Origin of the sequence: Oceanobacillus sp. FSL W8-0428 (assembly GCF_038004405.1) — a bacterium.
Taxonomy (GTDB): domain Bacteria; phylum Bacillota; class Bacilli; order Bacillales; family Amphibacillaceae; genus Oceanobacillus; species Oceanobacillus sojae.
The window spans coordinates 2,246,176-2,259,489 of sequence record NZ_JBBORB010000001.1 but is presented as its reverse complement, the minus strand read 5'-3'; the positions used below and the strand labels follow the sequence as shown (position 1 = coordinate 2,259,489).

The following is a 13,314-nucleotide window of genomic DNA, read 5'->3' as shown; positions in this document are numbered from 1 at the left end:
GGTAATACGTGTGGTTACTCTTTTTTTATACAGAAATGATGGTGTATAATTTCTATGATAGACACGAAATACCATTCCACTTTTAAAATATAAACCTTTTTTAAATTTGATACTTGTTATAGTACAAAAAAAGGGCACCATCTGTTAAAGTAAAAGTTAAAGCTTATAATTGAAACTGGTTCTATCCAGATAGATATTGCACAAGCAAAATCAGAACGTTTAAGAGGTGTTCGAAAGATGGATGAATGGTATAAACTTGATAATGCAGGCAAAATGTTTCATGCTGTATCTGAACAGACAAATTCTTCAGTTTTCCGGCTCGCAGCAGTAATGAAGGAAACTGTGCAGCCTGATAAGCTACAGCTTGCACTTGATGACGTTATCAAGCGTCTGCCAATGTTTGCAGTAAAGCTCAGCAAAGGTTTATTTTGGGATTTCCTTGTTGAAAATAATGAAAAGCTTTTTGTTCAGTATGAAAACCAATATCCATGCGCACCCATTGATCCTATAGAAACAAACGGCTTCTTGATGCGTGTTACCTATTATAAGAAAAGAATAGCTGTGGAATTTTTTCACTCTGTAACAGATGGTACAGGCGCTTTAGAATTTATAAAGGCACTTATTTATCATTATCTCCTTCATCTGGGCGAAGACGTAAGTTATGAAAGCACACTAATTAACATTCATGATGAACCAAGCTATTATGAGCGGGATGACAGTTACCAAAATTACGTAACAGATGAAAAACCGCAAAAATTCAAAGAAGCATCTTCTTACCAAATCCGCGGCGGGTTAATAGATCAGACAATTGTCATCCATGGAAAAATGAGCGCAGAGAAGGTACACAAGCTTGCTAAAAAGCATGGAACAACAATTACCGCCTTTATTTCAGCACTTATTATTGCAGCTATTTATAAAGAAAGATTGAAATTCCGAGCTTACCAGGAGGAAATAAAAATCGCCATTCCTGTTAATTTGAGAAATCTTTTCCCTTCAAATACGCTGCGCAATTTTTTTGGAGTTGTCAATATTGGCATGGCGGTTACGGAAACAACAACATTAGAAGAAATTATTTCTGAGGTATCAAAGCAGCTGCGGGAAAAAGTGCGGAAAGAAAGCCTACAGCAAAGTATTAATGACCGGGTAAAATGGCAGACAAGACTAACAGCCAGGTTCATTCCGCTTCCTCTTAAATATCATGCAATCCGCTATGGTTATAGGAGTTTTAGTGAACGTACCAAAGCGATGACAATGACGAATGTAGGGAAGGTACAGCTGCCAGAAGCAATGAAGTCACATATCTCACACATGGAGATTATTTTATATCCTAGTAAAAAAAGCCCTATTAATGGAGCGATGATTGCAGTTGGAGATGAGCTTGTGATTTCATTTTCGAGAATGATTAAAGAAGCGGATATTATTCGTACTTTTTTCAGAGAGCTTTCTAAGACATTTAATTTGGAGATAGAAGTATACTCCAATGACAGCAGGTGAAAACAATGCAGCATTATTGCACAAATTGCAGTGTCTATACAAAACAGAAATATTGCCCGTTATGCAAACGTAAGCTTTCTGATAAAACAGGAGATAATGAATATTACCCTGTTTATGAGACTAAGGTCAAACGGCGCCGATTTGCTCAGCGTCTTGTCTTATTTATTGCGATTTTTGGCATTAGTACAAGCTTGTTGATTAATTTACTGACGAACCCGGAAAGGCTATGGTTTTTATATGTATTGGGACCTGTGCTGTATGGTGTACTGACTATAAATCACACCTTCCTTTCCAGAGCTCATACCGGATCAAAAGTAGTCCTTCAAGTGATCTCACTCTCTGTCATGCTGTTTATTTTAGATGCAGCATCCGGAAGCTCAAAATGGTCCATTCATTATGTGATCCCGTTTCTTGTCACATTGGCAACCTTTTTTGTAACGATTATTGTGCTGCGGAAGCCAATGAAATGGCGGGAATACATTGGATATATGTCAACGATGGTCATTCTCGGCTTTCTACCCGTTATCCTATTCTTAAGCTCCTGGTCCACTGTTCTATGGCCGAGTGCAGCAACTGCTTTATATGCTCTGCTGACATTAATCGGCATGATACTATTTTCAGAAAAAACAATGAAGAATGAAATTGTACGGAGATTTCATTTCTAAATAAAGGCACATGCTTTTTTTCAATTATAAGCATGTGCCTTATTGTTTCGTATTTCATCATGGGATTTTACAGACTATTTATCATTTTTCTCCGCTTCTTGCTGAATAATTTCTAACTGCTCTGAAGTAAGCCCAGTCACTTGCGTAATTGTGATATAATCTATCTCCCGTTCTAACATTTTTAGTGCCATCTGTTTCGTGGACTCTTCCAATGCTGACTCAGCTTCAATTCTTCTGCCCTCCTCTTCTCTTCTTTTTGTCTCTTCCTTTTTTCTTTTAATTTCCGCTTCTTCTTTCTCCGCCTTCAATTCATCTTTCTGAGTTTTCAGCTCATCTTTCTGAGTTTTCAGCTCATCTTTCTGGGTTTCCAGCTCATCTTTTTGTATCTCCAGTTCATCCTTCTGAGTTTTCAGTTCTTGCATTTCCTGCTCCAATAACTCTCTATCCCGATTCATGGATTGTTCATCTAAAATTTGCTTCAGGCGTATTTCATATTCCCGGCGCTCTTCCTTTGTACGGCTTAAATCTTCCCAGACACGCATTGCAATATTTAAAGATTTATCCTCCATCGCAATCTCCTCCAATTCTTGAAAGATATCGTCATAGAAATGATTCATTCTTCTGTCCACGACTCCTAATAACAGCAACCAACAGGTTAATACATCTTCCCATGGATTCAGCTGATTCTTTTTCCATGCGGTGATTAATTTAGGGATTTCCACAAAATGAAATTCGATCATATCAGTTAATGGATATTTTTGGTGAATCTCATGCAAGCGGAAGATATTATGGTAGGAATCTGTATCATGCAACAGGTTAAAATGCATAATGTTAATGCTGATAACAGGATACAGTTCTTTATAGCTTTACCCTTCTTTTAGCTGCTCTGAAAAAAGCCTCGACCAGTAATACAGTGCTCTATTAATCATATTATACTTATTATTGATTTGAATTTCTATGTTGACCCGTTCTTTATTCTCTGTCTCAACGAAGATATCTAATCTAGATTTTTTTATCTCCTTCATATTCGCCGCCAATTTCAATATTTGGATTTCTTCCTGATTTCGCTAGAATCGCATTGAGAAAAACGACAGTGATATCCTTATTTTTCTCATTTCCAAACAATTGCTTGAAAGCATAATCCACCTTCAAATCCATTAATTGATGATTTGGTATTTGAAGTAATGCTTTCTTGGTTCGTCCTTTTCTTTTTTGGTACTTGTTGTATGATTTGTAATCTTCCTGTATGCACAGAGTCGCTGTTTCTGATGAGGAATATACTTTACGGAGGCAAATTTGAGGCATAATAACACATCCTTTTATGATAGTGAGGCTTTTTTCTGAGGAGAGATTATCTAAACACATTATACAGAACAAACGTTCTTAAAACAAGAAGTTTTTATAAAATAATCTGCACAGATTATCCCTCTGTATTTCCGTATGTTTTACTTAACTGAAGGTAAAACTAGTTCTATATAAGTTGAACTTATATAGAAGAATGTAAAGGAGAAATTATAAATGATTGTATTAGAAACTCATTTACCAGGAAAAAGAGGTTTTTTTCAAAAATTGAAGCCTCACCTAGAAGGACTTGGATTTCATATAGCAGGAAAAAATAATAAGAGGGAAGGCTGTTTTGATGGGATTCTTACCAGTCAGGGTGGGAAAAGACTCTATTTATCTCTTCCTTACCAAGTAATACAAGAAGAACACGGCCAGCCATCTGTTCAAATTGAATTTGGAAGACCTCTTATTATTAAACATGCTGTTCATTCAGATTTAAATTCTTTTCAGCAAAACGATTGGAAGCTGGCAGGAGAACAAGCAGTACAGCAGATTATCAATCATATTGATAATAATCTCTAGTTGAATTTCCTTCTCCGTTCTAGCATACTAAAATAAGAATTATATTCAGATTTCATAAGGAGGGGGCGTTATGTATCACTTTGTGGAAGAGCAAATTAAAAAGGCAGTGGACGATGGTGAATTTGATAATTTGCCTGGTAAAGGACAGCGTTTGGATCTGCGTGATGAATTTGCAGGACTGCCTGAAGAGGTTAAACAATCTTTTCGTATTTTAAAACGGGCAGGCTACCTTTCAGATGAGCAGGAAAATCAAAAGCAATATATATCGCACCGCGACTTAATGCAAATTGCAACGAATGGAGAAAAGCAAGCCGATCTATCAGAAAAACAAGTGGCTTTTCAAAAATTGACTAAAGAACGGAAGCTTGATAAAAGCAGTGTTTTTCGTAAATATGCTAGCAGGATTAGGCATAAATTGTTTCGATAAAAAGGGATTAACCCAGTTAATCCCTTTTTTTATTTATATTATACGTTCCATCTCTTTTAACAGCTCATAAGCACCTTCAGATTCATTAGAGCACACAATCATCGTCTTCTTATCGTGCGGATAATGAACTGCACGATAATTAACTCCCGGATCATATCCCATCTGAATATACTTTATTACTTCTTGATTGTCATCTAATTCCATATAACCGGAGTAGCCGTAAAAGATATTATCTTCCTCATCTACACATTCACGTGCTTGCAGTACCTCCCGGGTCATTTCCTCAGATAACAGCTGGTAATCCATCAAAGCATCCCAAAATTTAGCCATATCACGTACGGTAACATACGCACCGCCATCTGAACCGCCTCTAGCAGGAATAGAATAAATATTTGTCTTCCATTTTCCATTAAGCTCTTCTACATAGCCTAAGGCTGTCCGTTCCGGTAAACAATCCATTTCAAAATATCCTGAATCATTCATCCCCGCTGCTTTAAAAATATTTTCTTCTACAAATGAAGGAAAACTGCGGTTGGTAGCCTGTTCCACAATCAAACCTAATAAAATATAGCCGGAATTATTATATTGAAAGGAACTGCCTGGTTTACCCTGCATTTCTCTATGCTGAAAAAGCGGCAGAAAATGTTTTGGTGCTCTGACACCGTACATCGGGAATTTCTCCCACAGCAGTTCGAAGTCATCCATCACTTCCTCATCAAAATAATCAGGCACACCTGAAGTATGCGTCAATAAATGATGAATAGTAATATCCTTGTCGAAGTAAGGAAATTTCTCTGCCACACAATCTTGCAGCTTTGTTTCAAAAGAGAGTTTCCCAATTTCTACAAGCTGGGCAATAGCAATTGCGGTAAATAACTTACACCCTGAAGCAATGCCAAATCGTGTATCCACCTGATTTTCAAGCTTTTCAGCACGATTTCTGAATCCGCTGCTTCCTGTTATTATTTCATCCTGCTTTTTTGCATAGAAAGCACCTGAAAAAGAGAGTTCCTTTTGCACTTCCATCAGCTTGTTCCGCTTCTTTTCTGTATTCATTTTTGTCCCTCCTGAAATCCTTTAGTATTTTTTTATGATTTAAAAAAGGATATCAGTTAAGATGTTCATACCATATAACGAATCATATGATTTTCCTCCGTTCTGATTTAAGGTTAATATTATTATATGTTTAAATACTGAAAATTACAATATTTCATCAAGCTGTTGTTGTTCATTATAATCAAAAAAATCCTCTATTGGTTATAAACTTCAATAGAGGATTTTTATATCAACCGCCAAACTTCCTGTTAAAGTAGTAACTACAGTTTTGTAATTGAAAAAATGACCTTTACAGGATTACTTTCGAAATTTACTAATTGGTACTTAGTTTCTGCCGGCAAGAAAAAAGTATCCTCAGGTTCTAAGACAAAACTCTCCTCCATATCTACAAGGTTTATGGTCACAGGTCCGTCCACACAATATAAAGCCCCGTCTCCTTCATGGCTGTCAGGGTCCGAACAACGCGGTCCATAACCGCCTGCCGGCAGAATCATTTCACCCATATGTCCGTAATTATTGCTGGTAATAAACCTTAAAAGCATGGGATGTTCTGTTCCATGGATATTATTTAATTTTTCATTTTCACGGACTGCATATACAGACCCGGTCTTCCTTGCTTCTTCTGCATCTACCGGCCAAGCACCTATATCATCTGTACATCCTTGTCTGGATATATCTTTAATTTTGCTTTTCATATCAGGTAACTGATTATTATTAGGCCCTTTGTAGAATTTTGTTTCACTTTCTGATGGAATTACAGCAGGAGGAATTGCTTCGCTCCAGGCCTTTGGCGTTATGAAGTAAAGGATTCTCGCTTTTCCTCCAGAAAAGTTATGACCACAGTGCCAGGCGCCCTCCGGCATATATAAACCTTCTCCAGTTTCTAAATAAGCAAACTGTCCATTCCCACTCCGTTGAACGACAGGCCCGTCCAATATATAATAAGTCTCATCCCCCGGATGAATATCCAGGGGTGCAAAAGCTCCGCCCGGTCCTAATTCGTAGATTCCCAACATAAACGTATCTGTTGAAACCATTGTAAAAGTATTATCAGAAGTGAATGCATTATCCGGCGGGTACAATGCTGTAGAGTAATCTTGTTTACGAATCAGCAATGGCCTCTTTTCATCCTTGTTAAACGGAAAGTTTTCTAATATATCTAATAATTTAGCCATTATATCTTCCTTTCCATATTAATAAGTACTTAATCTTTTGTGTACAATGTCAGAGAAACTTGTCATTAATTCTTTAGCTTCTTCAGGTGATCTTTGCCAGATATTTCTGCCAATTGCAACTCCTCTTACCCCAACATCAATAGCTTCTTGGACAGTTGTTTTCAAGTCTTCAATCGTTCCACTTTTTCCTCCACCTAATAAAATAAAAGGTACATTATAATAGTCTACCCAATTCTTCAGGACCCCTGCATCTCCCGGGTGAGGAACTTTCAAAATATCTGCCCCTAATTCAAAAGCTGTTCTGACACCATCAGATAAAATTTGTACATATTCTTCTTGGTCAGCTATCGGATTTCTTGTCAGTGGTTCTACTAATACAGGCAATTCCAATTTATGAGCTTCTTCAATGCATTGGGCAATCAGATCAACAAACTGAATTCTTTCTTTTGCAGGTCTATCCCAGAATAGGATAAGTTTTAAACAATCATATCCTTTTTTCAGAGCAGTCTCAGGGGTGAACACGAGCTTTTGAAATAACTCCCCATCTTCTTCATAGAAAATATCTGCGCATAACATTTTTGATGGTGCATTCCTTCCAAAAAAAACTTCGTCACATTGATTTGCCAGTCCGTCAGCAATTAAAACTGTATCCACATCATCACTTTTTAAATTTTTTAAAACTTGAGCTGGGTTCTCAAGTCCTTCTACGTAACCCAAAGAAAGTCCATGATCCACTGGCAATATAAATGTATTTCCTGTTTCTGGTCTGAAGATTTTTGACATGCGCAATTCAATACTCATTTTTTTAATCTCCTTATAATTATATTTTTATTTCAATGAAACTCCTAAAGAGGACAGTGGAATACTTTTTAGTTCATTACATTCACCTCCTTTCATAGAACACAAAAACTTTTAATAAAGATATAAAATTATAAATAATGAGATTTCTATTTTCAAATACCTATTGCTTTTTTCAGAACAAGTAATAATCTGCAAACAGTGGAATACAAGTGTTTTTTATACATATTTACCGCAACAAAAATCCCATAAATATCCTTTGTGCTTATATATAGCATCCTTAATTTTCTTATTTAGACCGTATCACAGACTTTGAAAAAGCAATATACCAGCTTATTACAGCATCCTTCCAGCAAACTTATAACAAGGTTTCTGTTAGTATTACCTGTTGCATACTGCCGGTGTTAATAAATTAGATATTTCTTCCTTGTCTGTAGCTTGGAGCAGCTTTTGCCTAATCTCCTCATCCATCAGCAATCTAGCAATAGCAGAAAGTAATTTTAAGTGATGGCTTTGACTCTTTTCTGGTATTAATAAAGCAATAAAAAATATGGTCTCTTGTCCATCCAATGACTCCCAATCAATACCTTCTTCATTTTTTAATATAAACACACTCGCATGATTCACTGTTTCAGATATAACATGCGGAATAGCAAACCCATCTAAAAATCCTGTTGTTGATTGATTTTCTCTTTGAAATAAACCATTAATTATTTCATTTTTACAACCAGTTATATGATTATTTACTGCTATCTCCGCTATTCGCTCAAATACGGCTTGTTTTGATGCAAGGTTTTCATGTAAAGAAATATATGCTGATTTTAATAGATCTTTATCCGACATGTTTTACCTCCGTCCTTTCTGTTTGATCTGATATATTTATTTTTGCTCTTTTATTGAATGTTCTTTTTTGGTAAAAACCATATAGTATCGAGCCAATGATTGATCCGATTAAAACGCATGCTATCCATAATAAGCCATTTGTTGCAACAGGTAGTATCAGAAATCCGCCATGGGGAGCTGGTATCTGGACTGCCATTAAATAAGTCAGAGCAGTAGAAATAGAAGAGCCTATCATGAAAATAGGAATCATAACGACAGGATTTTTTGCGGCAAATGGAATTGCTCCTTCTGTAATTTGTGTAGATCCTAATACAAAATTTACAATTCCTGCACTCCGGTCAGATTGATTAAAATATCTTTTAAAAAATATTACAGCGAAAGCAGTAATCAATGGTGGTGTCATACTTGCCGAGAAAACTCCAGCCATAAAATAATAGTTTCCATCCGCCAGCAATGCCAATGCTGTTACATATGCTGCCTTGTTAATCGGTCCTCCTAAATCAGATGCCCCCATACAGCCTACAATAATCCCTAAAAGGATTGGACTGGCTCCTTGAAAACCAGTTACAAATTCTTGCATCCAGGTATTAATCGAAGACATAGGAACCACCAGTACAGTCATTATTCCAGCAACCGCAAAGATCCCTACTAAAGGCAAAATAAAAATTGCTTTTAATCCATTTAATGATTCCGGAAGCCCTTTCAAAAATCTCGACAAATACAACATAAGATATCCAGCCAAAAATCCTGCTATTAGAGCACCTAAAAAACCTGCTCCACCCTGGTCAGCTATCATACCTCCTATAAATCCCGCGACCAGCCCGGATCTTTGTGAAATGGATGACGCAATATAGCCTGCTAGCATTGGAAGCATTAAGCTGAACGCTATACTTCCAGAGTTATTAAGAAATGCTGCAAAAGCGGAATATGACGGATCATTCTGATCAGCAGAGTTAATTCCAAATAAGAAAGACAATGCGATTAGTACTCCTCCTCCAACTACAAAAGGAAGCATGTGGGAAATACCGTTCATTAAATGCTGATAAATTATTCTGCCTATGGATTTCTTTTCATACTCTTCATTATCCTCATCATTTCGATTAACCTGATTACTAGACCGATAGATTTTTGCTTCACCATTTATAATCGCTTGTATTAAAGTTTCAGGATCTTTTATTGCTTTTGAGACAGAAACATCTATAGTCGGTTTTCCAGAGAATCTATCTGCCAAAACATCTTTATCAGCCGCTATAATCACACCATCTGCCTGCTGAATTTCTTCTTTTGTCAGCTGATTCTCTATTCCTACTTGTCCATGTGTCTCTACTTTTATCTCTGCTCCTAATTTTTCAGCTGCACTTATTAAAGCTTCAGCAGCCATAAAAGTATGTGCTATACCTGTTGGACAGCCGGTTGCGGCAACAATTTTCACTTTACTCAATGTAATTACCCCTCTCTGCTTGCTTAGCAATTTTTACTTTCAAGATATTTGCTGGTTCCTTCTAAAACCTGGAGTACTTCTTCAGGAGCGTTACAAGAAATAATTTCTTTCAAAATACTATCTGATTCAAATAGACGATAAAAATCCCGGATGATTTTTTTTGAACTTATTTTATCTATTCTGACTGCAATCATAAAAATCATTTTTATCTTCTCGCCTTTCCCCCAATCTATTGCATTTCTTAAAATAGCTATCGAAACTTTAGACTCGTTAACGTGAAGCGAATTTCCATGTGGCATCGCAACCATTTTCCCTATAGATGTTGGCGTAATATCTTCACGTTCAATAATTGATGCTCCAAAATTTTGGTTAACATATCCTTTACTATTAAGCTGTTTACTCATGAAATTAATAACAGTATTTTTATCTTGAAAAGCTAAATCACAAAATATAAGATCTTTCTCTAAAAATCCCAACAATTCACTGTAAGAAGAATTTCCTTTTATCATGTGAGAAATAGATAAATTTGCGGTAAAGCTTGAAATATTTTTCAAATCTATCTCGTTTACTAAAGCAGATATAACGATTACCGGTATAGATTCAAATTTAATAGGTACTGTAGATATAATAAAATCTATATTTTCATTACCATTCTCCAAATTTTCTAATGCAGCTAATGACATTGTCGCTTTCACATTAAATTGAGGTAAATATCTTTTTATTCGATTAGCAATCAGTTCGGATGTGCCTATACCATCAGGACAAACAACGATGACATTTTTAACCGTCATTCTCCGTTCTATTGCAGCCTGGAAATAAGCAGTTAAATATCCTATTTCATCTTCATTCACTCTTAATCCCAAATTATTTTCAATGGCCGAGCTTGCAAGAAGAGTCATTGCAAAAGTCCCCGAATACTGTTCTTTAATATCGCTTAACAATGGATTTCTTATATGAATAGAGTAATGGAGCCGATTTAACATAGGCTTTACGTGCATCAGCAGACCCAGATACAATTCTTTATCAGAAGATAAATCTATATTCACAATCTTTGATGATAGCGCTATCATTTCTTTGACTACAAAATGGGTATCTTTATCTATCGTACTTATTAATTCACTAAGGTCTGCATGTTTCATATCTTTATTTATCCCGCAACTAAGGATAAACTGGTGGATATAAATAATCTCATTTTCAGGGATATCTATAAAAAGTTTTTCCGTTGTTTTCTTTGCAATAAAGCGTGCAGCTAAATAAGTTTTGCTTTTATTGCTGCATTTACCATAACTTAATATTTTGTCTATTTTATAACCGCTCTTAATACGACTGATAGATATTAATACATGCGTTATTAAATTGGTATAATAAGGTTCCGTAATATAGTAATTTAATTTCTTTTCTGCTTCACCGATAATTTCCTCTACAATAATCACTTCAGAAGTATTAAACATACTTGACAATCCTTTAAATATGCCAATTTCTATCCTGGTCTGGGGGAATTCTTCATCATCTGTAAAATCGCAATTTAAGCTTCTTATGATTATTTCAGCAATTGCTTTTCTCTTATTTTTTTCATCTCCTATAATTTTAGTACCTTTCCTATCTCGAATTAACTTAATACTATACTTTCGAACCCATACTTCTATTTCATCTAAATCATTCACTATGGAACTTTTACTTACTAAATACTTTTCAGACAACTTTTGTAAAGACGTCGTTTTTTCTGATAATAACAGTTGTTTAAGTATGTCTATTTTTCTCTCATTGGTAGAAAGGGGCACTATTTTATCTTTAAATACATTTATACGATGCAGTATTCTGAACTTTTCTTTATGATTAATTTGAATTTTCACACCTGTACCTGGCTTTTTTAGGAGCTTTGCATTATTTTCTTCTAAAAAATTTCTCATTATTTCCAGGTCATTATAGATTGTTCTCTCGGAAATACGCATCACGGAAGCATAACTTTTTATAGTTTTAAATTCTTTTTCGCTTAACATCAGACTGAGTAATTTTTTTTGCCTCGTAGTTAAGTTAACCATTGGCTTATTCCCCTCTTTAAAGAATTTAGTTATGTTCTTAATTTAAAATATATCACTGAACATAGCGCAGCAATATACCAAGTTGTTGCAGCTTTATTCAAGCAATATTGAAACGAATAATAAAGTAAATTGTTAGAACCAATACCTTTATATGATGGAGACGCTATAACTATCGGAATACTTCATTATCTTTAAACAGGCTTCTGCCGTTCTTTACTTACGATACGTTCTTAATTCCCCTTCTTCACTTCCTTTCCATACTGCAGCAGCTATTCTTTCCTTTATCCAGCTGTCTACAGTAAAACTTTTTAACCTTCGATGACTTCACAGCTCTGTCCCTTGAGTTGACTTAAATTAAAATGATTATTCCGTCTGGCGTTCTGCTGTGCTTTTAAGTTCTTTTTTAATAAACACCTCCCTTATTTCTCTAAGTTATTTTATAAATGACATCCAAACTGAATAGGATAATCTTTTTTCTCTAATTAAAAAGAACCTTATTAACCAATTTGTTAATAAGATCCTTTTTATGCGTACAATATCTACAGCTCTATTACACTTCTTTTAGAAGTGATTTCGTAATCTATTATATTATTTCCCATTCTTTCTAACTAGTTCTCTATCTTTCATTACAGCCGGTACGTACACATTTGTATTAAAACAACCCCAGCTGCTGCGAAGCCAGCCCATCAAATTCAATCCCCAACATCTGCTGCAGCTGCTTAGCATTTCCAGCTGCATGTCCGCCGGAGTTATTATTAAACAAAACGATAACTTCTTTGCATTGCTTTTCCAGCCTTTTTACTTCTTTCGCTATAGCAGTTAATTCCTTTTCACTATATTCATATAAATAGCGGACCTTCCGCCAATTTGCATTCCCTGAATAGTTCCAGCCATGAACATTCCTGCCATGCAGCCGGATAATGGCTTTTTCCTTTACGGTTAACACAGGCACAAACGGGACCGATTTTACACCAGCCTGAGGCTCATCCGCAATCGTATGAATCCAGCCTTCCTGCTTCATAAAATCCAGGGTTTGCTGTTGAAACCTTTCCTCATACCAGGTTTGCTGTCTGAACTCTAAGGCAACAGGAATCCCCTTCATCTGCTGCTTACAATAACGAATATATTGTACATGCTCCTGCCTGCAATCGAACCATGGCGGAAATTGAAAAAGCACAGCTCCCAGCTTCCCTGCTTTTTGAAGCGGCTCAACGGATTCCCTGAAAGCCTGGAACATCTCCTCTTTGGTTTCAAACGGATTTTCCTTTTCTTCTCGATCATGCCCTGTCATACCCTGATAGGCTTTCACGATAAATTGAAAATTTTCCGGTGTTTCCTTTACCCATTTTTCCATATTGCGGATAGGCTGTACCGCATAGAAAGAGGAGTCTAATTCCACAACCGGAAAATGACTGCTGTATTCCTGCAGCTTCTCGTGTGTTCTGGTATCAGCAGCATAAATAGAATCATGATCTCCCCATCCTGTCAATCCAATTTGAATCATTTT

Annotated in this window: 12 protein-coding genes and 1 pseudogene; 4 read left to right on the top strand and 9 right to left on the bottom strand. The window is 36.0% G+C overall.

From position 1 onward, the window contains the following. The first annotated feature begins 237 nt into the window (after window positions 1-237). Together MKY30_RS10550 and MKY30_RS10545 are read left to right on the top strand one after the other, a co-directional pair. Complete coding sequence (locus tag MKY30_RS10550) at window positions 238-1,494, top strand: phthiocerol/phthiodiolone dimycocerosyl transferase family protein (protein WP_156985731.1); 1,257 nt, start codon at window positions 238-240, stop codon at window positions 1,492-1,494. Between the two features lie 5 nt (window positions 1,495-1,499). Then, window positions 1,500-2,159, top strand: a complete 660-nt coding sequence (locus MKY30_RS10545; RefSeq protein WP_339284642.1) for a DUF6320 domain-containing protein — start codon at window positions 1,500-1,502, stop codon at window positions 2,157-2,159. Window positions 2,160-2,233: 74 nt separating this feature from the next. Here the strand turns inward: MKY30_RS10545 and MKY30_RS10540 are convergent. Both MKY30_RS10540 and MKY30_RS10535 read right to left on the bottom strand, forming a co-directional pair. Then, window positions 2,234-3,184 (bottom strand): annotated as a pseudogene (locus tag MKY30_RS10540) (Rpn family recombination-promoting nuclease/putative transposase). Next, window positions 3,162-3,464 (bottom strand): PD-(D/E)XK nuclease family transposase, encoded by a 303-nt coding sequence (locus tag MKY30_RS10535; RefSeq protein ID WP_339284641.1) that lies wholly within the window; start codon window positions 3,462-3,464, stop codon window positions 3,162-3,164. The pseudogene MKY30_RS10540 and the gene MKY30_RS10535 overlap by 23 nt, the downstream one beginning before the upstream one ends. Window positions 3,465-3,677: 213 nt before the next feature. Here MKY30_RS10535 and MKY30_RS10530 point away from each other — a divergent pair, with 213 nt between their 5' ends. Next, the gene (locus MKY30_RS10530; protein ID WP_341083850.1) at window positions 3,678-4,025 is read left to right on the top strand and encodes a YugN family protein; all 348 of its coding nucleotides are present in this window, start codon (window positions 3,678-3,680) and stop codon (window positions 4,023-4,025) included. A 70-nt stretch (window positions 4,026-4,095) separates the two neighbouring features. Then, window positions 4,096-4,452, top strand: a complete 357-nt coding sequence (locus MKY30_RS10525; RefSeq protein WP_339284638.1) for a DnaJ family domain-containing protein — start codon at window positions 4,096-4,098, stop codon at window positions 4,450-4,452. A gap of 33 nt (window positions 4,453-4,485) precedes the next feature. On the opposite strand, the gene MKY30_RS10520 is transcribed toward MKY30_RS10525, so the two are convergent. The 7 genes from MKY30_RS10520 to MKY30_RS10490 form a co-directional block, all read right to left on the bottom strand. Further along, complete coding sequence (locus MKY30_RS10520; protein WP_341083848.1) at window positions 4,486-5,508, bottom strand: serine hydrolase domain-containing protein; 1,023 nt, start codon at window positions 5,506-5,508, stop codon at window positions 4,486-4,488. Window positions 5,509-5,768: 260 nt separating this feature from the next. Beyond that, window positions 5,769-6,683, bottom strand: coding sequence for a cupin domain-containing protein (locus MKY30_RS10515; RefSeq protein ID WP_147210776.1), 915 nt, complete (start codon window positions 6,681-6,683; stop codon window positions 5,769-5,771). A gap of 18 nt (window positions 6,684-6,701) precedes the next feature. Next, a complete protein-coding gene (locus MKY30_RS10510; protein WP_147210775.1) occupies window positions 6,702-7,484 on the bottom strand; it encodes a class I fructose-bisphosphate aldolase in 783 nt (260 codons plus the stop codon). Window positions 7,485-7,862: 378 nt separating this feature from the next. After that, on the bottom strand, window positions 7,863-8,324 hold the full coding sequence (locus MKY30_RS10505; protein WP_147210774.1) for a PTS sugar transporter subunit IIA: 462 nt from the start codon (window positions 8,322-8,324) through the stop codon (window positions 7,863-7,865). Next, window positions 8,314-9,765: a PTS fructose transporter subunit IIC gene (locus MKY30_RS10500; protein WP_147210773.1), complete on the bottom strand. Its 1,452-nt coding sequence runs from the start codon at window positions 9,763-9,765 to the stop codon at window positions 8,314-8,316. Before MKY30_RS10500 ends, MKY30_RS10505 begins: the two co-directional genes overlap by 11 nt. A 23-nt stretch (window positions 9,766-9,788) precedes the next feature. Further along, on the bottom strand, window positions 9,789-11,807 hold the full coding sequence (locus MKY30_RS10495; protein WP_156985735.1) for a PRD domain-containing protein: 2,019 nt from the start codon (window positions 11,805-11,807) through the stop codon (window positions 9,789-9,791). 652 nt (window positions 11,808-12,459) lie between these two features. After that, complete coding sequence (locus MKY30_RS10490; RefSeq protein ID WP_341083842.1) at window positions 12,460-13,311, bottom strand: DUF72 domain-containing protein; 852 nt, start codon at window positions 13,309-13,311, stop codon at window positions 12,460-12,462. Between the last annotated feature and the right edge of the window lie 3 nt (window positions 13,312-13,314).